The 20,160-nt window shown below is 61.7% G+C and carries 19 protein-coding genes and 1 pseudogene; 11 read left to right on the plus strand and 9 right to left on the minus strand.

All coding sequences use genetic code 11. The features are described from left to right. Position 1: 1 nt before the first annotated feature. Positions 2 to 784 (minus strand): IclR family transcriptional regulator, encoded by a 783-nt coding sequence (locus ACM6JM_RS16375; RefSeq protein WP_074691761.1) that lies wholly within the window; start codon positions 782 to 784, stop codon positions 2 to 4. 163 nt (positions 785 to 947) lie between these two features. Between ACM6JM_RS16375 and hmgA the strand changes: the two genes are divergently transcribed. The 4 genes from hmgA (at position 948) to ACM6JM_RS16395 (ending at position 5,759) form a co-directional block, all read left to right on the plus strand. Beyond that, the gene (gene hmgA, locus ACM6JM_RS16380) at positions 948 to 2,243 is read left to right on the plus strand and encodes a homogentisate 1,2-dioxygenase (protein ID WP_414882218.1); all 1,296 of its coding nucleotides are present in this window, start codon (positions 948 to 950) and stop codon (positions 2,241 to 2,243) included. 3 nt (positions 2,244 to 2,246) lie between these two features. Further along, positions 2,247 to 3,551 (plus strand): fumarylacetoacetase, encoded by a 1,305-nt coding sequence (gene fahA, locus ACM6JM_RS16385; RefSeq protein ID WP_163974052.1) that lies wholly within the window; start codon positions 2,247 to 2,249, stop codon positions 3,549 to 3,551. A gap of 12 nt (positions 3,552 to 3,563) precedes the next feature. Next, positions 3,564 to 4,202: a maleylacetoacetate isomerase gene (gene maiA, locus ACM6JM_RS16390; protein ID WP_039769384.1), complete on the plus strand. Its 639-nt coding sequence runs from the start codon at positions 3,564 to 3,566 to the stop codon at positions 4,200 to 4,202. Between the two features lie 159 nt (positions 4,203 to 4,361). Continuing rightward, complete coding sequence (locus tag ACM6JM_RS16395) at positions 4,362 to 5,759, plus strand: MFS transporter (RefSeq protein WP_414882219.1); 1,398 nt, start codon at positions 4,362 to 4,364, stop codon at positions 5,757 to 5,759. Here the strand turns inward: ACM6JM_RS16395 and ACM6JM_RS16400 are convergent. Continuing rightward, positions 5,683 to 6,486, minus strand: a complete 804-nt coding sequence (locus ACM6JM_RS16400; RefSeq protein WP_134334051.1) for a SirB1 family protein — start codon at positions 6,484 to 6,486, stop codon at positions 5,683 to 5,685. The two genes, ACM6JM_RS16395 and ACM6JM_RS16400, sit on opposite strands and share 77 nt — an antisense overlap. A 184-nt stretch (positions 6,487 to 6,670) precedes the next feature. Between ACM6JM_RS16400 and ACM6JM_RS16405 the strand changes: the two genes are divergently transcribed. Next, entirely contained in the window at positions 6,671 to 7,690 is a 1,020-nt protein-coding gene (locus ACM6JM_RS16405) for a Glu/Leu/Phe/Val dehydrogenase family protein (protein ID WP_011332519.1), read from the plus strand. A 167-nt stretch (positions 7,691 to 7,857) separates the two neighbouring features. Here ACM6JM_RS16405 and ACM6JM_RS16410 read toward each other — a convergent pair. Continuing rightward, a pseudogene (locus ACM6JM_RS16410) lies at positions 7,858 to 8,115 on the minus strand (YebG family protein); the annotation flags it as partial. A gap of 293 nt (positions 8,116 to 8,408) precedes the next feature. On the opposite strand from ACM6JM_RS16410, the gene ACM6JM_RS16415 reads away from it, so the two are divergent. Further along, a complete protein-coding gene (locus ACM6JM_RS16415; RefSeq protein ID WP_007957255.1) occupies positions 8,409 to 8,909 on the plus strand; it encodes a phosphate-starvation-inducible protein PsiE in 501 nt (166 codons plus the stop codon). Here ACM6JM_RS16415 and ACM6JM_RS16420 read toward each other — a convergent pair. The 3 genes from ACM6JM_RS16420 to ACM6JM_RS16430 all read right to left on the minus strand — a co-directional run bounded on the left by ACM6JM_RS16420 (position 8,906) and on the right by ACM6JM_RS16430 (position 12,164). After that, positions 8,906 to 9,223: a DUF3509 domain-containing protein gene (locus ACM6JM_RS16420; protein WP_064382489.1), complete on the minus strand. Its 318-nt coding sequence runs from the start codon at positions 9,221 to 9,223 to the stop codon at positions 8,906 to 8,908. The two genes, ACM6JM_RS16415 and ACM6JM_RS16420, sit on opposite strands and share 4 nt — an antisense overlap. A 199-nt stretch (positions 9,224 to 9,422) precedes the next feature. Continuing rightward, complete coding sequence (locus ACM6JM_RS16425) at positions 9,423 to 10,724, minus strand: HAAAP family serine/threonine permease (RefSeq protein ID WP_207985071.1); 1,302 nt, start codon at positions 10,722 to 10,724, stop codon at positions 9,423 to 9,425. A 63-nt stretch (positions 10,725 to 10,787) separates the two neighbouring features. Beyond that, entirely contained in the window at positions 10,788 to 12,164 is a 1,377-nt protein-coding gene (locus ACM6JM_RS16430) for an L-serine ammonia-lyase (protein ID WP_414882220.1), read from the minus strand. Positions 12,165 to 12,299: 135 nt separating this feature from the next. Between ACM6JM_RS16430 and ACM6JM_RS16435 the strand changes: the two genes are divergently transcribed. Together ACM6JM_RS16435 and ACM6JM_RS16440 are read left to right on the plus strand one after the other, a co-directional pair. Next, complete coding sequence (locus ACM6JM_RS16435) at positions 12,300 to 13,247, plus strand: LysR substrate-binding domain-containing protein (protein WP_011332523.1); 948 nt, start codon at positions 12,300 to 12,302, stop codon at positions 13,245 to 13,247. Positions 13,248 to 13,447: 200 nt separating this feature from the next. Next, a complete protein-coding gene (locus ACM6JM_RS16440) occupies positions 13,448 to 13,855 on the plus strand; it encodes an HPF/RaiA family ribosome-associated protein (RefSeq protein ID WP_011332524.1) in 408 nt (135 codons plus the stop codon). A gap of 71 nt (positions 13,856 to 13,926) precedes the next feature. Here the strand turns inward: ACM6JM_RS16440 and fecA are convergent, their stop codons facing one another. The 3 genes from fecA to ACM6JM_RS16455 form a co-directional block, all read right to left on the minus strand. Then, complete coding sequence (gene fecA, locus ACM6JM_RS16445; RefSeq protein ID WP_103385686.1) at positions 13,927 to 16,260, minus strand: TonB-dependent Fe(3+) dicitrate receptor FecA; 2,334 nt, start codon at positions 16,258 to 16,260, stop codon at positions 13,927 to 13,929. Between the two features lie 90 nt (positions 16,261 to 16,350). Continuing rightward, positions 16,351 to 17,268, minus strand: a complete 918-nt coding sequence (locus tag ACM6JM_RS16450) for a DUF4880 domain-containing protein (RefSeq protein ID WP_414882221.1) — start codon at positions 17,266 to 17,268, stop codon at positions 16,351 to 16,353. Positions 17,269 to 17,276: 8 nt separating this feature from the next. After that, complete coding sequence (locus ACM6JM_RS16455; protein WP_039769707.1) at positions 17,277 to 17,765, minus strand: sigma-70 family RNA polymerase sigma factor; 489 nt, start codon at positions 17,763 to 17,765, stop codon at positions 17,277 to 17,279. 175 nt (positions 17,766 to 17,940) lie between these two features. Between ACM6JM_RS16455 and ACM6JM_RS16460 the strand changes: the two genes are divergently transcribed. Genes ACM6JM_RS16460 through ACM6JM_RS16470 form a run of 3 tightly spaced genes read left to right on the plus strand, consistent with a single transcriptional unit; the run spans position 17,941 to position 20,159 of the window. After that, complete coding sequence (locus ACM6JM_RS16460; RefSeq protein WP_039769401.1) at positions 17,941 to 18,246, plus strand: DUF3649 domain-containing protein; 306 nt, start codon at positions 17,941 to 17,943, stop codon at positions 18,244 to 18,246. Next, a complete protein-coding gene (locus ACM6JM_RS16465) occupies positions 18,243 to 19,832 on the plus strand; it encodes a PepSY-associated TM helix domain-containing protein (protein WP_414882222.1) in 1,590 nt (529 codons plus the stop codon). The genes ACM6JM_RS16460 and ACM6JM_RS16465 overlap by 4 nt, the downstream gene beginning before the upstream one ends. After that, positions 19,833 to 20,159, plus strand: a complete 327-nt coding sequence (locus ACM6JM_RS16470; protein ID WP_074691728.1) for a DUF3325 domain-containing protein — start codon at positions 19,833 to 19,835, stop codon at positions 20,157 to 20,159. It begins immediately after the preceding gene. The last annotated feature ends 1 nt before the right edge of the window (position 20,160 follow it).

Raw genomic sequence — 20,160 nt, forward strand, 5'->3', positions numbered from 1 at the left:
GTCAATCTGGCTGATAACCCATCCGCCAACTCACGGCCCGCGTCGCAGCCAATAACCGCTGCGCCGCCGGGCCGTTTTCGTCGGCGTGGAACAACGATGTCGGGCCGACGATGGTCAATACCGCAGCGACCTGGCCGGGGGCGTTGAACACCGGAGCCGACAGGGCATCGACGCCGGGCATCAGCAAGCCGTGGACATGATGCAGACCGCGTTCGCGGATCTGTTCGCACAATGCCTCATAAGCTTTTTCGTCCGCCAGCGGATGGCCGCCGACGGCGATTTCCTGCTCTCGCAATTCGTCGGTTTCCCGGTGCGGCAGGTAAGCGCCGAACACCAGGCCGGTGGAGGAACTGAGTAGCGGCAACACCGAGCCCAGTTGCGTCACCACCGTCACCGCGCGCACCGCCGGTTCGATGTGCACCACGGTCGCGCCCTGATTGCCCCACACCGCCAGGAAACAGGTTTCGTTGAGTTCGTCGCGCAACTCGGCCAGCGGCAGGGCGGCGACTTTCAGCACGTCCATACTGTTGAGAGCGGCCAGACCCACCCGCAACGCTTCACGGCCGAGACCGTAGTGGTTGGTGGCGGTGTTCTGTTCGGCAAAGCCCGAGGCAATCAAGGCCTGCAGATAACGGTGGACCTTGCTCGCCGGCATCTGCACATGTTCGGCCAGACGCGACAGCGAAGTGGACGGCGACAACTCGGCCAGAGCCTTGAGGATGTCGGTGCCGACTTCGGCGGAGCGGACTTTCTGTTTGCCGTTGCTGTCGCTGGTTTTTTCCATGGTGCTGCCGTGTCCCGGAACGAATGGGCGTCTTTATAGCTTGACGCTCGATAGCGAGCAAATTACGTTATGCGTAATTGAATTACGATAAAAATAACCCCGGCGTGCCAAGACCTCCGATCCAGAGCGTCCGGCCATGCCGACTCCCTGTTCAGGAGGCTCCATGAACCTCGATTCAGCCCTGGCTTACCAGTCCGGTTTCGGCAACGAATTCAGCTCCGAAGCGTTGCCCGGCGCACTGCCCGTCGGCCAGAACTCCCCGCAGAAAGCCCCGTACGGTCTGTACACCGAACTGTTCTCCGGCACCGCGTTCACCATGACTCGCAGCGAAGCGCGGCGCACCTGGATGTACCGGATCCAGCCGTCGGCCAATCACCCGGCATTCGTCAAACTGGAGCGGCAACTGGCGGGCGGCCCGTTGGGTGAAGTGACCCCCAATCGCCTGCGCTGGAACCCGCTGGAGATCCCGGCCGAACCGACCGATTTCATCGACGGTCTGGTCAGCATGGCGGCCAATTCCGCGGCCGAAAAACCGGCCGGCATCAGCATCTATCACTACTGCGCCAACCGCTCGATGGAGCGTGTTTTCTTCAACGCCGACGGCGAGCTGCTGCTGGTGCCGCAACTGGGGCGCCTGCGCATCGCCACTGAACTGGGTGTGCTGGAAGTGGCGCCATTGGAAATCGTCGTGCTGCCACGGGGCCTGAAATTCCGTGTCGAACTGCTCGATCCGCAAGCGCGCGGTTATGTCGCCGAGAACCATGGCGCGCCGTTGCGTCTTCCGGATCTGGGACCGATCGGCAGCAACGGTCTGGCCAATCCGCGGGATTTCCTGACCCCGGTCGCCGCCTACGAAAACCTGCAAAAACCAACCACCCTGGTGCAGAAATTCCTCGGCCAGTTGTGGGGCACCGAACTCAATCACTCGCCGCTGAACGTGGTCGCCTGGCACGGCAACAACGTGCCGTACAAATATGACCTGCGCCGCTTCAACACCATCGGCACCGTCAGTTTCGATCACCCGGATCCGTCGATCTTCACCGTGCTGACCTCGCCGACCAGCGTCCACGGTCTGGCCAACCTCGACTTCGTGATCTTCCCGCCGCGCTGGATGGTGGCCGAGAACACCTTCCGTCCGCCGTGGTTCCACCGCAACCTGATGAACGAATTCATGGGCCTGATCCAGGGCGAGTACGACGCCAAAGCCGAAGGCTTCCTGCCCGGCGGTGCATCGCTGCACAGCTGCATGAGCGCCCACGGCCCGGACGGCGAGACCTGCACCAAAGCCATCAACGCGGACCTCAAACCGGCGAAGATCGACAACACCATGGCCTTCATGTTCGAGACCAGCCAGGTGCTGCGCCCAAGCCGTTTCGCCCTCGACTGCCCGCAATTGCAATCCACTTACGACGCCTGCTGGGCCACGCTGCCCGCCACGTTCGACCCGACCCGGAGATAACCCATGACTCAGAATTCCATCACCCGCAGTTGGGTCGCTTCGGCCAACGGCCACACCGAATTCCCGCTGCAGAACCTGCCGCTGGGCGTGTTCAGCACCAATGGCTCGGCACCGCGCGCCGGCGTGGCGATTGGTGAACATATCTTCGATCTGCAAGTGGCGCTGGAGGCCGGTCTGTTCGACGGCGCCGCGCGCAGTGCAGTCGAAGCCATGCACGGCGGTCAGCTGAACGCCTTCTTCGAGCTCGGACGCGATGCCCGCGTTGCCCTGCGCGAACGTCTGCTGGAACTGTTCAGCGAAGGCAGCACTCACCGCGGCAACATTGAAGCTCAGGGCGCAAAACTGCTGCCGCTGGCTGCCGATTGCCAGCTGCACCTGCCGGCGCGCATCAGCGACTACACCGACTTCTACGTCGGCATCGAACACGCGCAGAACGTCGGCAAACTGTTCCGTCCGGACAACCCGTTGCTGCCGAACTACAAACACGTGCCGATCGGCTACCACGGTCGTGCCTCCACCGTGCGCGCCTCCGGTGCCGACGTGCGCCGCCCGAAAGGCCAGACCCTGCCAGCCGGTGCGACCGAGCCGACCTTCGGCCCGTGCGCACGGCTGGACTATGAGCTGGAACTGGGGATCTGGATCGGTCAGGGCAACGAGATGGGCGAGCCGATCGCCATTGGTGACGCCGCTGAACACATCGCCGGTTTCTGTCTGCTCAACGACTGGTCGGCCCGTGATATCCAGGCCTGGGAATACCAGCCGCTCGGCCCGTTCCTGTCCAAGAGCTTCATCACCAGCGTCTCGCCATGGGTGGTGACCGCCGAAGCGCTGGCACCATTCCGCACCGCGCAACCGGCGCGTCCGCAAGGCGATCCGCAGCCGCTGCCGTACCTGCTCGACAAACGCGATCAGGAGGGCGGTGGTTTCGACATTGAGCTGGAAGTGCTGCTGCTCACCGAAAAAATGCGCGAGCAGAACCTGCCGGCCCATCGCCTGACCCTGAGCAACACCCGCTACATGTACTGGACCGTCGCGCAAATGGTCGCGCACCACAGCGTCAACGGCTGCCAGTTGCAAGCCGGTGACCTGTTCGGTTCGGGCACCTTGTCCGGCCCGGAAAACGGTCAGTTCGGCAGCCTGCTGGAAATCACCGAGGGCGGCAAAAAGCCGATTGAACTGGCGTCCGGTGAAGTGCGCAAATTCCTTGAAGACGGCGACGAAATCATCCTGCGCGCCCGCTGCGCCCGCGAAGGTTTTGCCTCGATCGGTTTCGGCGAATGCCGTGGCACCGTGCTGGCGGCGCGCTGACAGGAGCGGCTCATGGATCTCTACACCTATTACCGCTCCACCTCGTCGTACCGGGTGCGGATCGCGCTGGCACTCAAGGGCCTCGACTATCAGGCGTTGCCGGTCAACCTGATCGCACCGCCCGGTGGCGAGCATCGGCAACCGGCGTACCTGGCGATCAATCCCCAGGGCCGGGTGCCGGCCTTGCGCACTGATGACGACAAGCTGCTGATTCAGTCGCCGGCGATCATCGAGTACCTGGAAGAACGTTATCCACAGGTGCCGTTGCTGCCCGAAGACCTCGTTGCCCGCGCCCAGGTGCGCGGCGTGGCGGCGGTGATCGGCTGCGACGTGCATCCGCTGCACAACGTCAGCGTGCTCAATCGCCTGCGCGGGTTGGGGCATGACGAGCCGCAGGTGACCGAGTGGATCGGCCACTGGATCAGTCAGGGGCTGGCGACGGTCGAGCAGTTGATCGGCGACAGCGGCTTCTGTTTCGGCGAGTGGCCGTGCGTGGCGGACGTGTACCTGATTCCGCAGTTGTACGCGGCCGAGCGGTTCAACGTTTCGCTGGAGGCGTATCCACGGATTCGTCGGGTGGCGGCGCTGGCCGCGGAACATCCAGCGTTCATTGTCGCGCATCCGGCGAATCAGCCGGACACGCCGAAATAACTGAGCACACCCACGCTCTGCGTGGGTGTGCTGCCAAGGATGCTCTGTGCCCAGTGTGACGCGGAGCGTCACGGGATGCATTCCCACGCGGAGCGTGGGAACGATCTCTCGATATGCGCTGTGACCAAAAAATCATAAAAACAAAACAGGTACCTTGCGATGCACAACCAGATTGCCAGCTTCCGGGCGGCACTCGACGCCCGTCCTGTGTCCCGCTTTCAGTGGTTGCTCCTGATGCTTCTCGCCTTGCTGCTGGTCACCGACGGCTATGACGCCCAGGTGCTCGGTTACGTGGTGCCGGCGCTGGCGCAGGACTGGGGCCTGGAGAAATCCGCATTCGGCCCGGTGTTCAGTGCCAACCTGCTGGGGCTGACCCTCGGCTCCCTTGCTGTGACGCCACTGGCCGACCGCTTTGGCGTTCGACGGATTCTGCTCGCCTGTGTGCTGATCTACGCCAGCCTCACCGTGCTGATGGTGTTCGCCGATTCCCTGAATACCCTGATGATCGCGCGCTTCATCTGCGGCATCGGCATGGGCGGCGCGATGCCCAGCGCCATGGCCTTGATGTCGGAATATTCACCGCCTCGCCTGCGCACGTTGATGGTCACGCTGGCGGCGTGCGGCTTTTCATTCGGCGGTGCGGCGGGTGGTTTTGTCGCGGCGGGTTTTATCGACCGCTTCGGCTGGCAAGCGGTGTTCCTTGCCGGTGGTGTCACGCCGCTGCTGTTGTTTCCGTTTCTCTGGTGGATGCTGCCGGAATCCTTGCCTCGGCTGCTGCGTGACGCTCCACCGTATGCGCGCCTGCGCAAGGTCACCGCGCGGATGCTGCCGGACTGGCAACCGCCCGCCGCATCGGCTGAGCAGAACGAACGCGAGCAGGGCAGCAAACTGACCGTGGTGGAGTTGTTCCGCAACGGTTACGCCCGCCCGACCTTGCTGATCTGGGCCACGTTTTTCGTCAGCCTGATCCTGTTGTATTTCATGATCAGCTGGCTGCCGTCGCTGCTGCTGGAAAGTGGCCTGAAGCTCAACGAAGCGAATCTGGTGACGTCGATGTTCCTGTTCGCCGGCACGCTGGGGGCGATCTGCATGGCGTGGTTCGCCGACCGGTTGAAAAGCAAGGTGAGGCTGCTGTCCGGTGTGCTGGCTGGCGCGGCGGTGTGCACGATCCTGCTGGGCCTGAATCACGATAACCCGCGCTATCTGGTGGCCTGTGTGTTCGCGGCAGGGTTCTGCATCATCGGCGGGCAACTGACGCTCAATGCGTTCGCCAGCAATTTCTATCCGGCACACGTGCGCGCCACCGGCACCGGTTGGGCGCTGGGGGTAGGGCGCTTCGGCTCGATTCTCGGGCCGCTGTTCGGCAGCCTGTTGTTGGCGATGCACATTCCGGTGGAGCAGATTTTCTTCTTCTGCGCGATTCCGGCGGTGATTGCGGCGTTGCTGATCATTCAGGTGCGTTCGCCAGCCACTACCCTGCTCAGTGGACGACTGAGTTCGGCGGCAGATGCCCCAGCCGTTCCGTCAGGCGAAGTCGCTGAATCGGGTCGTCACTGAGCAATAGCGCGTGCTCCAGATCGAAACGCTCGGCGTTCGGGCAATCGAGGCGCTGGTACAGACTGGCCCGGGCCAGGTAGTCGGCGGCGCTGGCATTGCCCAGTTCGAGCACGCGCTCGGCATCGATCAGTGCCGCGATGAAGTCGTCGTGGGTCAGGTGCAGCTGGCGCAGGTTGCGTGACAGACGCTGAAGCATCTGCACCGGTTCGGCAGTCAGCAGATGGTCGGCGCTGAGTTTCATCTGGTGGCCGTACTGGCGGTGCAGCAGTTCGCGGCAATCGTTCGGATACAGGCGCCGTCCGCCGCAGGGATCGAGCAGGTGATCGGCCCCGGGAACCTTAAGCAGGAAATGTCCGGGGAAGTTCACCCCGACCAGCGGAATCTCCAGGCCACGGGCCAGTTCCAGAGCGATCAATGCCAGCGCCAGCGGCTGGCCGCGTTTGGTCTGCATGACTTTGTGCACCATTGCGGCCTGTGGACGCAGCGGTATGAAATCATCTTGCGCGAAGCCCAGATCGGTCATCCGCCGCAACAAAGGTTGCGCCAGTTCGCTGACCGGCAGCAACGGCAAGCCATAGCTGACCCGCTGTTGCAGTTCCTTGAATTCCTGCAACAGCGCTTCGGGATCGACTTGTTTGTCGTGTTCGGCGGCCATCCACAACGCGGCTTCGAACAGCGCGGGCGGTGAACGGTGCAGACATTCGAAAAAACGTTGGCGCGGACTCATCTCAATCTCCGGGGCATGCCTCGTTTTAGCCCCGTCTTTGCCATTCGTCCAGTGCCAGGCCGCTCTGCCATCGGGTTATGCCACAACCCGGTGATCAGTGGCGGCGCTTATTCCGGCGCGCTTCAGCAATTTTCAGGCGCAAGCCTATACTGGCGTCTACCAGAAGTGATTCGGGAGCCTGCCGATGTTCGCTCTCATGCAAAGCACTCGCCTGGAATCGCTGCACCTTAGCGTTGATCCGGTGTCCGGATTGAAGGCGGTCATTGCCATTCATAACAGTCGCCTCGGGCCAGCCCTGGGCGGGTGTCGTTATCTTGCCTACCCGAACGACGAATCCGCAGTCGAGGACGCCATACGCCTGGCCCAGGGCATGAGCTACAAGGCTGCACTGGCCGGTCTCGCCCAGGGTGGCGGGGTGGCCGTGATCGTGCGGCCGGCCCATGTGGAAAACCGCGCCGCACTGTTCGAGGCGTTCGGTCGTTGCATCGATCAGCTCGACGGGCGCTACATCACCGCCATCGACAGCGGCACTTCGGTGGCGGACATGGACTGCATTGCCCAGCAGACCCAGCATGTCACCAGCACCACCTCCGCCGGCGACCCGGCGCCGCATGCGGCGATGGGCGTGTTCACCGGAATTCGCGCCACGGCCATGGCGCGGCTGGGCAGCGACAACCTAGAAGGGTTGCGCGTGGCGATCCAGGGGCTGGGCAATGTTGGTTATGCCCTCGCTGAACAGCTGCACGCTGCCGGTGCCGAACTGCTGGTCAGTGACATCGACCACGGCAAGGTGCAACTGGCGATGGAACAGCTCAACGCACACCCGATTGCCAACGACGCATTGCTCAGTACGCCGTGCGACATTCTCGCGCCGTGCGGCCTGGGCGGTGTGCTCAACAGCCACACGGTCACCCAGTTGCGCTGCTCGGCGGTGGCGGGCTCGGCCAACAATCAGCTGACGCACCTGGACGTCGCCGATCAACTGGAACGGCGCGGCATCCTGTATGCGCCGGATTACGTGATCAATGCCGGCGGGCTGATCTACGTTTCCCTCAAGCATCGTGGCGAAGAACTGACGACCATCACCGCGCACCTGTCGAAGATCAGTTCGCGCCTGACCGAAGTCTTCGCCCACGCCCAGGCAGAAAAGCGTTCACCTGCGCGGGTGGCAGACGAGCTGGCGGAAAAGGTGTTGTACCGCTGAGGTTTGTCCGGACATGAAAAAGCCCCTGAGTCTTTCAACTCAGGGGCTATTCAATTCAGAGGCTTCAATTCAGATGCCGATTACTTCGCTGCCTTTGCTGCCTTGGCGGGTTTGGCTGGCGCTTCTGCCGGTTCGGCCACTTCGGCCGTTTCGGTCGCCACAACCGGTGCCGCCGGTGCGTTGATCAGCTCCGACAGGGCATCAGGCTGGCTCTTGAACGCCCGGGCGAACACATCGCGGTTCTTCGCCATGAAGATCCCGACTTCTTCCACTTGCTGCTCGCTCAACGAAGGAACGGCTTTTTCCAACACTTCGGCCAACAGTTCGGCCAGTTCGAGCATTTTGTCATGACGGTCAGCTTCGGCTTTATCCATGAACAAGCGCTCCAGATCTCGGCTGCTGCGGTATACCACTTCGACGGCCATTCACCACCTCACATGCCTTCACATTAAGTTGTCTTTGCGACTACTGTATCTATATACAGCGAAAAGGATAAGCGAATCCCTGCGCTTTGGGTAGTGGCTTTTCAATGTAGACCGGATTCGGATTTTGTCAGCCTGACGGTTACCCATAGGTGCGACCAAACGCCACGGCGCAGGTTTCGCGGCGGCTCGCCATGATGGCGTGGCCTCTTTTCTGCATGCATCTGTGTACGTGCGCAATAACCGTCACGTCCAGCAAGCAACATCCGCTCGAACCGGGCTAAGGAACCTTCATCGTGAAAATCAACTGGGCCGAGAAACTGCGGCAAAACGTGCATCAACTGGCCGAGTCCCTGGGCAACCTGTTCGTCGAGACCTTCCACTACCTGGCGCTGTTCGCCATTGGTGCGGTAACCGCATGGGCGGCGGTGATGGAATTTCTCGGCATGCTCGAGGAAGGGCACATCAAGATCGATGACATTCTGTTGCTGTTCATCTATCTGGAACTGGGGGCGATGGTCGGGATTTACTTCAAGACCAACCACATGCCGGTGCGCTTCCTGATCTACGTGGCGATCACGGCACTGACGCGCCTGCTGATCTCCAACGTCTCGCACCACAATCCGCCGGACATGGGCATCATCTACCTGTGCGGCGGGATTCTGCTGCTGGCGTTCTCGATCCTGGTGGTGCGTTACGCCTCGTCGCAATTCCCTTCGGTGAAGATCGAGAACCCGCACCGCAAGATCGGCACGGGCTCCAGTGAACACCCGGAAGTAGAGAAGGGCGAACTCTAAAGGCCCGCGGCTGGCCGGGGCTGGTGCTTGACCCCGCGCGGTGGCGGGGTGATTGCGTCGCCGCGTGTCATGGCGTCGAGTACCGCCATGGCGCTGTGGCCCTGTTCGATGGCAATGCCGAACTGAATGCTTTGCACCAGGCGTTTGAGGCGCTTGGGGTCATTGCGCTGTTCGGCGCTGATCATCCGTTTGGCGACGATCCGCCCGCTTTTGGAGAGGGTCAGCATGATGCTGCCGTCGAGCCCCTGAATGCTCAGGTTGATCTGATAGTCCGGCGCGAAGGCATCGGTAATGATCTGAAAAGGATTGTCCATGATGCGTCACCGCCTGATTGAACGTGCAGTTGTTGACCGGCCTTGATCGGGTTGGTTCGCCAAACCTGACCATCGGCCTTTCCGTGGTCCTGTCTCCTTCAGCGATGTAGCAAGGGACATGCCGGGAATATTGTCGAACAATGAAACCGGCCAAAAAGAAGGCGAGCAACTGGCTCGCCTTCTTCGTTTACGGCCCGTTTCAGGGCAGAACCGAGTAGATGATCGCTGACAGTGCAATCAGGCCGATCAGCACCACGAACACGTTCGACACCTGACCCGAATACTGGCGCAAGGCCGGCACGCGGCGGATTGCGTACATCGGCATCAGGAACAACAGGCAGGCAATTACCGGCCCACCGAGGGTTTCGATCATGCCGAGGATGCTCGGGTTGAAGGTCGCCACGGCCCAGCAGCTGAGAATCATGAACAGCGCGGTCGCACGGTTCAGCCAGCTCGCCGACATCACCCGGCCACGGCTGCGCAGGCTTTTGACGATCATGCCCTGGAAGCCTTCGCTGGCGCCGATGTAGTGGCCGAGGAAGGATTTGGTGATCGCCACCAGCGCAATCAATGGCGCGGCGTAAGCGATGACCGGGGTCTGGAAGTGGTTGGCCAGGTACGACAGGATCGAAATGTTCTGCGCCTTGGCCGCTGCCAGGTCTGCCGGCGACAGCGCCAGCACGCAGCTGAAGCAGAAGAACATCACCGTCACCACCATCATGCCGTGAGCCATGGCGAGAATGCCGCTGCTCTTGCGTTCGGCCTGTTCGCCATAGCGCTGTTTCTGCTCAACCGCGAACGCGGAAATGATCGGCGAATGGTTGAACGAGAACACCATCACCGGGATCGCCAGCCACAGGGTCTTGAGGAACACCGACATTTCCATCGGTTCTTGAGCACTGGCGAAGAATGCGCCGTTCCAGTTGGGAATCAGGCTGATGCCGAGCAACAGCAGCGCGGCGACGAACGGATAGACCAGCACGCTCATGGCTTTGACGATCACGCTCTGACCGCAGCGGACGATGGCCATCAAGCCGAGGATCAGCGCCAGCGACAGCACCGCGCGTGGCGGTGGGGCGATGTGCAATTGATGTTCGAGGAAGCTGCTGAGGGTGTTGGTCAGCGCCACGCTGTACACCAGCAGGATCGGGAAGATCGCGAAGAAATACAGCAGCGTGATCAGTTTGCCGGCGCCGATGCCGAAGTGTTCTTCCACCACTTCGGTGATGTCACCGGAACGGCCCGACAGCACGAAACGGGTCAGGCCCCGGTGCGCGAAGAAGGTCATCGGGAACGCCAGCAACGCCAGGATCAGCAACGGCCAGAAGCCGCCAACACCGGCGTTGATCGGCAGAAACAAAGTGCCGGCGCCGATGGCGGTGCCATACAGACCGAGCATCCAGGTGGTGTCGAATTTGCTCCAGCCCTTGTGGGCGGTTTCGTTATTGCGTGTGCGGTCTACAGCGGGATTTTCGGCAGCAGGTGTGCGTACATCGGTCATCGTTTTTGCCTCGTTATTATTCTTGCTCGGGCTCACGTGTTACGGACGTTCAGGGAGTGCTCCTCAGCACTCCACCCAGCTCACGGCCAGGCCGCCCCGTGAAGTCTCTTTGTATTTGTCATGCATGTCGGCGCCGGTATCGCGCATGGTGCGGATCACCCGGTCGAGAGAAATGAAGTGTTTGCCGTCGCCGCGCAGGGCCATTTGCGTGGCGTTGATCGCCTTCACCGCAGCGATGGCGTTGCGCTCGATGCACGGCACCTGTACGAGCCCGCCAACCGGGTCGCACGTCAGGCCGAGGTTGTGTTCCAGGCCGATTTCGGCGGCGTTTTCCAGTTGCTCCGGGGTTGCACCCAGCACATCGGCCAGACCCGCAGCGGCCATCGCGCAGGCAGAGCCGACTTCACCCTGGCAGCCGACTTCGGCGCCGGAAATCGAGGCGTTTTTCTTGCACAGGATGCCGACCGCTGCCGCGCCCAGAAAGAACGCAACCACGTCGTCGTCCGACGCGTCCGGATTGAATTTCATGTAGTAGTGCAGAACGGCAGGAATGATCCCGGCGGCACCGTTGGTCGGCGCGGTCACCATGCGCCCGCCGGCAGCGTTTTCTTCGTTGACGGCGAGGGCGAACAGGTTGACCCACTCCATCGCCGACAGGGTCGAACTGATGACGTTCGGCTTGCCGATTTCCAGCAGGCTACGGTGCAATTTCGCAGCGCGGCGGGGAACATTCAGACCGCCGGGCAGGACGCCTTCGTGACGCAGGCCTTGCTCGACGCACTCGCGCATTACCGACCAGATGTGCAGCAGGCCCTGACGGATCTCGGCGTCGCTGCGCCAGGCCCGTTCGTTGGCCATCATCAGTTCGGACACCCGCAGGTTGTGCTGCTTGCACAGCGCCAGCAGTTCGACGGCGCTGGAGAATTCGTAAGGCAACTCGACGTCGCCGGCCGGCGCGACACCGGATTCGGCTTCGGCCGCTTCGATGATGAAACCGCCGCCGACCGAGTAGTACGTTTGCTCGAACAGTTGGCCGGATGCACCGAAGGCTGTCAGCGACATGGCGTTGGGGTGGTAGGGCAGGCTCTCGTCCAGCAGCAGGAGATCGTGCTGCCAGTTGAAGGTGATCGAGCGTTTACCGGCCAGAGAGAGTTGGCCGGTCTCGCGCAGGTGCTGGATGCGCGGCTCGATGGTCGACGGATCGATGCTGTCCGGCCATTCGCCCATCAAACCCATGACTGTCGCGCGGTCAGTGGCATGGCCGACGCCGGTGGCCGAAAGCGAGCCGTACAAACGGATTTCCACCCGCTGCACATCGTTCAGCAAATGCTGGTCGATCAGGGACTGGGCGAAGGTCGCGGCGGCGCGCATCGGGCCGACGGTGTGGGAACTGGACGGGCCGATGCCGACTTTGAATAGATCGAAAACACTGATAGCCATGCTAAACCCTTACAAGCAATGGAGTAGGAATCGCTGCCATTTTTTGTAGGACAAGCGCAATGTCGGCGATACTGCCTACCTCGCTTCAACGTGACTAACGAAACTTCCTAAGTAAGCCTTTAGCAGGACTAAACCATGAGTCGTCAATTGCATGCACAGACTTACGTCTGGCTGCAGGTGTTTTCCTGTGCCGCGCGGCACCTGTCATTCACCCGTTGTGCCGAAGAACTGCACATCACGCCGGGGGCGGTCAGCCAACAAATCCGACAACTGGAAGAGCGTCTGGGCTTTCGCCTGTTCCACCGTCGTGCAAGGGGTGTGGAGCTGAGCGCGGAAGGGCAGCGACTGGCGATCACGGTCAACGAGGCTTACGGCAGCATCGACGCGGAATTGCGTCGCCTCGACGCGGGGATGATCAGCGGGATTCTGCGAGTGCGCTCGATTCCGTCGTTCCTCAGCAAGTGGCTGACCCCGCGCCTGCCACGCCTGCAACAGCGTTACCCGGACATCCAGCTGCGGCTGGTGGCCGAGGACAGCAGCGTGCCGTTGCATGAAGGGGATTTCGACCTGGCCATCGACCTGAACGACGGCAGTTATCCGGGACTGTTATCCACAGCCTTGCTCGATGAGCAGATTTTCCCGGTGTGCGCACCGGGCCTGCTGCGCGGACGGCCGCCGCTGCACGGGCCGGCGGATCTGGTGCATTTCCCGCTGCTGCACGACATCACCGCCTGGCGCGGCAGCTATGAATACGCGGAGTGGGAGTTTTATCTCAATGCCATCGGTTTCGAGGGCGCGGATGTGCGGCGCGGGCACACGTTCAATCGCAACCACCTGACCATCGAAGCGGCGATTGCCGGCATGGGCGTGGCGATTGCCCGGCGCACGCTGCTCAACGACGAGCTGGAGCGGGGGACATTGATCGTGCCGTTCGGGATTTCGGTGCCCAATCACAAGCGCTATGTATTGCTTTATGCGCCGGGGGCCCTGAGCCATCCGGGCGTACGGGCGGTGCATGACTGGCTGGTGGAAGAAGCGGGGATTTTTCGCAGCCTGCACCCGTTGGGTGATGGCCAATTGTGAGCAGATTTTTCGGGGTGGCGGGGCGACCCAACTCCCGACCTTACCAGCGCTTTACTCGGTTGTCCGGCTTTTTTTGCGAATGAATATTTATCTTTTTTAAGGGGTTGAAATGTTCGTCCGGCGGGCCGATTGTTGTAATCAAGAGGTCACGAAATCCTGTTCCAGGCCTCTTGCGAGCTAGCTGAAATAAGGGATGAACTATGCAAATCCAAGTCAACAGCGACAACCATATTCAAAGCAGCAAACGACTGGAGGAGTGGGTACGAACCACAATTGAGAGCACGCTCGACCGTTATGAGGAAGACCTGACCCGTGTCGAAGTCCATCTGAGCGACGAGAACGGTGACAAACCAGGTCCTCATGATTTGCGCTGCCAACTGGAAGCGCGGCCAAAAGGCCATCAACCGATTTCCGTTACCCACAAAGCCGATTCGCTGGAACAGGCGATCGATGGTGCAGCCGAAAAACTGGAGCACGCGCTGGAGCACCTGTTTGGCAAACTGCGCGGCAAACCGCGAGCCGCTGTGGTGCCATTCACAAGCAAAGCCAATGACAAGCTGTTGGCGGAAGAGTTTGACGAGAACGAACAGGCAGCGATCAACAGTTGATGCGCTGATTTTCCAAGCCACCCAATGAGAAAGGGCCTGCAATTGCAGGCCCTTTCTGTTTTCAGCAGGGGTCAGAACGCAACGGAAGTCTGCACGTATACCGTGCGTGGCTCACCGACATACTTTCCTTTGTTGTTGTCATCGAACGAGCGGGTGAAGTACTGGGTGTTGAAGATGTTCTTCACCCCCACCGCGACGTTCAGGTCCGACAGTTGCGGGCCGAAGTCATAACCGGCGCGGCTGCTGAATAGCATGTAACCGGGGATCTTGCCGGTGCTGCCGTCGGCGCTTTCTTTGGAGGTGTTGGCGTTGTCGGCGAACTGGTCGCTCTGGAAGCTGCTGTCCAGGTTGAGCTTCCACGGGCCTTCGGTGTAACCGACGCCGATCGTGCCTTTGTGTTTCGACGAGAACGGCACACGATTGCCCTTGTTCGGCCCGTCTTCGCGGATGGTCGCGTCGACATAGGCGTAAGTGGCGTACACGTCGAAACCAGCCAGTGCCGGGCTCAAGTCATCCAGCGCGTAATTGACGCTGGTCTCGATGCCCTGATGGCGGGTTTCGCCACGGGCGATCACCGAATCATTGGTCTGGTTGCTTTCGTACTGGTTGTCGAAGTTGATCAGGAACGCGCCGATCTCCGCTCGCAGCGCGCCGTTGTCGTAACGGGTGCCGACTTCCCAGGTGCGGGCCTTCTCCGGTTTCACTTCGCCGCTGCTCACGCGGTTGGGCATCTGGCTGTATTGCACGCTGCCGAATGAACCCTCGGTGTTGGCGTACAGGTTCCAGCTGTCGGTCAGGTGATACAGCACGTTCAACGCCGGCAGTGCGGTGTTGTAGTCGCCCTTGTATTTGACGTTGGTCAGATTGTTGGTCTGTTGCGACTCGATCATCTCGTAGCGCACGCCCGGGGTGATCGTCCACTTGCCGATGTCGATCCGGTCATCGACGAAGAACGCATTGGCTTCGGTGCCGCCGCGAGTGTCGCGGTCATTGCGGCTGTTGGTGGTCGGGTATTCGTTGCTGCTGATCGGCGTGCGATAGCGCAGTTCGTGGCCGGCTTCGTTGATGTAGCGATAGCCGACGCCGACTTCATGGCTGGTGGCGCCGAGGTCGAAGCCTTGGGCGAAGCGGGTTTCCAGACCGCGCACCCAATACTCGCGCGGCGACAGCGACAGGAACGTGCCCTGATCCAGGTAACCGCTGCGCAGGGTCTTGGTGAAGAAGGTATTGGCGGTGAATTCGCGGCGGTCTTCCTGATAGCGATAGCCGACATTGAACATCGTGCGACGGCCCCAGAACTGGTCTTTTGGCCGGGTCGACTGATACGGATCGGCATCGTAATCGGCGACATTCAGGCCGCCGGGCATGTCGGCCTTGCCTTCGTAATACTGGGCCATGGCGTTGAAACTGTTGGCCTCGTCGAGTTGGTATTTGCCCTTGAGGATCAGGTCGTCGATTTCTGTATCGCTGTGCTCACGCCAGTCGCCTCCGCGAGTGCCGGAGTACAGCAACGCGCCGCCCAGACCGTTGGCATTGGTGCCGCCGGCCAGCAGGTTGGCGCTGGTCTTGAAGCCGTCATGGCTGGACGATGGACTGGTTTCAGTCTGGAAACCGCCCTTGACGGTCGGCTCGTCCGGAATCGCCCGGGTCACGAAGTTGACCACGCCGCCGACGTTCTGCGGGCCGTAACGCACGGCGCCGCCGCCCCGCACCACGTCCACGGCGTCCATGTTGCCCATGCTGATCGGCGCGAACGACAACTGCGGCTGGCCATAAGGGGCGAAGGGCACCGGAATGCCGTCCATCAACACGGTCGAACGTGCGGCCAGGCGCGGGTTGAGACCGCGAATGCCGAAGTTCAGCGCCATGTCGTGGCTGCCGGTGCCGTTGTTTTCCGGGGCGTTGACGCCGGGAATGCGGTTGAGCACATCGCGGGCCTGGGTCGCGCCCTGGCGTTCGAACTCTTCGCGGCGGATCACGTCACGGGCACCGGGATGTTCGAACACGTTGACCTGCGCCGCCTCGCCCAGCCAGTCGCCGACCACTTTCGAGGTGTCCAGCTCCAGGGCGTTGTCGTTCGACGGCTGCAGGCTGAAGGCATTGCCACCCTCGGCGCGGGCTTGCAGGCCGGTGCCTTCGAGCAGCGCGTTCAGACCTTGTTCCGCTGTGTAGTTGCCTTCCAGACCACGGCTTTGCACACCGCTGGTGACTTGCGAGCCGAACGAGATCAGCACGCCGGCTTCACGGCCGAACTGGTTGAGGGCGTTTTCCAGCGTCGACGGGGCGATGTGATAAGCCTTGGTATCGGCGGCTTGCGCAAGGGGCAGGGCGCTGAGGCTCAGGCTGGCGCCGAGGACGAGGTTGCGCAGGGTTCGGGCCAGCGGCGTGAGACGGGTGGGGTGCATGGAGGACGGTCCTGAGAAGGTTGAATCAAGGGGGCTTTCCTTCTCTGTCACGCCAGATCTGAAAAACGGCTCATTTATTTTTACGGCTGATCAAACCTTGGCTTCGACCGTCACCCAATAGCGAGTAAAACGCTTCACTTTCACCGGCAGGCTGATTTCCAGCAGATCGAGAATCCGCTCGCTGTCGTCCAGTGGATAAGTCCCGGAAATCAGCAGGTCAGCCACTTTCGCATCGCAATGGAGCTGCCCGCGACGGTAGCGACCGAGTTCGTCGAGGAAGTCGCCCAGGCGCATGTGCGCGGCCACCAGCATGCCGTCGGCCCAGGCGCCACTGTTGGCGTCCAGCGGTTTTGCCACGCTGACGCCGGTGGTGCTGAAACTCAGTTGTCGGGCGACCGGCAGCAGCATCGGCGCGCGACTTGGCACGTTCAGTTCAACCCGACCTTCAAACAGTGCAACCTGCGTGCGGTCGGCAAACTGCCGTACGTTTATTCGCGCGCCCTGGGTTTTCAGCACGCCTTGGGCGGTTTGCACGTCGAAGGATTGCGTGGCGGTCAGCAGCATTTCGCCTTCGAGCAGACGGATCAAACCATCGCCCCGGACATCCGCCGCGCTCGCGGTGTTGAGCTGCAACTGGCCGTCGGCGCCGAGCGAGATCTTGCGCCGCTGACCAATCGGGCTGCGGTAATCGGCCAGCAGCGATGGCAACGGATTGTGCTCGCGCATGCCCCAGGTGACCGCCGAACCGGCGCCGAGAATCAGCAACAACTTCAGCGCCTGACGACGGCTGCCGGACTTCGGCGCATTCAGTGCGGCGTGGGCCAGTGGCGATGACAATCCGCGCAGCCGCGAATTGACCCGTTGAATGTGCTCCCACGCGCGGCGGTGTTCGCTGTGGGCATCGATCCATTGTTGCCAGGCTTGTTGCTGACGCGGGCTCAATTGGCCCTGCTGCATTTCCAGCAACCAGTGCACCGCCTGTTCGGCGACCTGCGCGGAAAAATCCATCGACGGGTTCACAGGGCGAAGTAGCAGCGCATCGCTGCCTTGTTCAGATGACGTTTGACCGTGGCCACGGAAATGCCCAGTTCGGCGGCGATCTGCGGATAGGTCAGGCCATCGACCTGCGCCAGCAGAAATGCCCGTTTGACGACGCGCGGCAGGCCATCAAGCAACTGATCCAGCTCCATCAGGGTTTGCAGGATGATGGCTTTCTCTTCTTCCGAAGGCGCGACCATCTCCGGCATCTGCGCGAGGGTGTCGAGGTAGGCGCGCTCCAGGTCCTGGCGGCGGTAATGGTTGAACAGCACGCGCTTGGCCAGGGTGGTGAGGAATGCGCGCGGTTCGATAATCACTGGCGGCTCGCGGGCGGTCAGCACCCGGATGAAGGTGTCCTGAGCGAGATCGGCGGCGCTGTCCGGGCAGCCGAGTTTGCGCCGCAGCCAGCCGGTGAGCCAGCTGTGATGGGCCTGATAGAGCGATTCGACAGGATGGGCGGACGACAACGGCATCACTCCGGGCGCATGCGGGATGCGTTAGAGAACAAGAATGGTTCGCATTGTAGGGCTGCCAGTGAAGTCCGGCAATCAGACTCTTTTGCGTATGAGAATATTTATCATTAATATTGCTCGCCTGTCGTCCGGCGTGTTGGCCGGGCGTTAACCGTTTCAGGGTCGAAACATGAAAGCCAAACTCGCCACACTTCCCCTGTCCTATCGTCTGGCCGTCACTTCGCGGGTGCTCGCGGCGGTGTTCGGCGGCTATCTGGTCGCGGCATTGGCCAGCGTGACGCTGACGTTGTGGCTGCCGCTGAACCGCGCCGAGGCGGTGGTGACCGGCATGACCGTTTCGTTCCTGGTCTATCTGGTGGCGGTGCTCTGGTGTTTCGCTTGTCGCACGGCGTGGTCGGCGTGGGTCGGTCTGCTGGTGCCGAGTGTGATTCTGGCGACCGTGTCCGGCGCTGCGCGCGGTCTGGGTCTGGCATGAAAGAGGGCTTCCGGCAGGCGATGGCCTGGCTTCACACATGGACCGGGCTGGTTTTCGGCTGGCTGTTGTTCGCGATTTTTCTGACTGGAACCCTGGCCTATTTCAAAGATGAAACCACTCACTGGATGCAGCCGGAAATCCACGCGCATCCATTGGATGCCGAAAAAAGCCTGACGCTGGCCCAGCAGTATCTGCAACAACAAGCCCCCGACGCTTCGCGCTGGATCATTGGCCTGCCCGACGCCCGCGATCCCGGTCTGAGCGTGGGCTGGCAGCAGACGCCAGCCAAGCCCGGCGAACGCGGCGCATTCACCCGCAAGACGCTCGACGCGCAGACCGGTGTCGAAGTGCAGGCCCGGGAAAGCATGGGCGGCGAGTTTTTCTACCGATTCCACTTCCAGCTGCAAATGCCTTATCCGTGGGGCCGCTGGCTCTCGACCATCGCCGCGATGGTGATGTTTGTCGCGCTGATCACCGGGATCATCACCCACAAGAAAATCTTCAAGGACTTCTTCACCTTCCGCCCGCGCAAGGGCCAGCGTTCGTGGCTCGACGGGCACAACGCGGTGGGTGTGCTGGTGTTGCCGTTTCATCTGATGATCACCTACAGCAGTCTGGTGATCTTCATGTCGATGGTGATGCCGGCGAGCATTCTGGCTTCGTACGGCAACAACGTTCGAGCGTTTTACGACGAGGTTTTTCCCGAATCCAGCATTCCCGAACGGGCCAATCAACCGGCGACACTGGCACCGCTGGCGCCCCTGTTGCTGGCGGCCAGCGAGCAATGGTCGGGCGGGCGTGTCGGGCGTATCAGCGTGAACAATCCGGGCGATGCCAATGCCTCGGTGGTGATGTCCCGCGCGGGCTCCGACCGTGTGGTGAATGTTTCCGGCAGCGCCGTGACCTTCAGCGGGGTCAGCGGAGAAGTCATTGGCACAACGCCCGATCAGCCAATGGCGATGGCGGTTGCCGGCAGTTTCTACGGTTTGCACATGGGCCACTTTGCCGGGCCGGTGTTGCGTTGGCTGTATTTCATCTGCGGTCTGGCGGGCACGGCGATGATTGGCACCGGGCTGGTGATCTGGCTCGGCAAGCGTCAGCTCAAACACGCCAGGACCGGTGTGATGCCCTTCGAGTTGCGGCTGGTGCAAGTGCTGAACATTGCCAGCATGGCCGGGCTGGTGGTGGCGGTCGCCGTGTTCTTCTGGGCCAATCGTCTGCTGCCGGTGGATCTTGCCGGGCGTGCCGATTGGGAAGTGAACGCGTTTTTCATCGCCTGGGGCTTGAGCGTGGTGCACGCGATGTTGCGGCCGGGACGCAAGGCCTGGGTCGAACAGCTGTCGCTGGGGGCTGCACTGTTTATCGCGGTTCCGCTTCTTAACGGTTTGTCCTCCCCGTATCACCTAGGTGTGACAGTGCCTGAAGGCGACTGGGTTTTGGCCGGTTTCGACCTGACGTGTCTGGGCGGCGGCCTCTTTCTCGCCTGGGCCGCCCGGAAAATGCAGCGCGCCGGACACACCGTCAACGTGCAAAAGCCAGCCCGCGAGAAGCCCCGGCCGATCACCCTTGAGCAGGGAGCGAACTGAATGCTGCTGGCGCTGTTGCTCTGTTATTGCGCTTTCACCGCGCTGTGCCTGGCGATGCCTCGGCATCATGAAGAACTGCTGGGCCACAAACCTTCGACTCGCCGTCGGCAAGGTTTGAAACTCGCAGGCTGGCTGTTGCTGGGGCTGTCGCTGTGGGCGGCGGTTGCCATGAAGGGCTGGAGTTTTGGTCTGGTCGACTGGTGCGCGGTGTTGATGCTCAGTGCGCTGACGTTGGTGCTGTTGTTGCCCTATCGCCCACGCCTGGCCTTGACCATGGCCGGACTGAGCCTGCTCGCCAGCCCGGTCGCTGCGTGGGCCTTGAACTGAC

Source organism: Pseudomonas sp. IT-P2 (genome assembly GCF_949767575.1).
GTDB lineage: Bacteria > Pseudomonadota > Gammaproteobacteria > Pseudomonadales > Pseudomonadaceae > Aquipseudomonas > Aquipseudomonas pharyngis.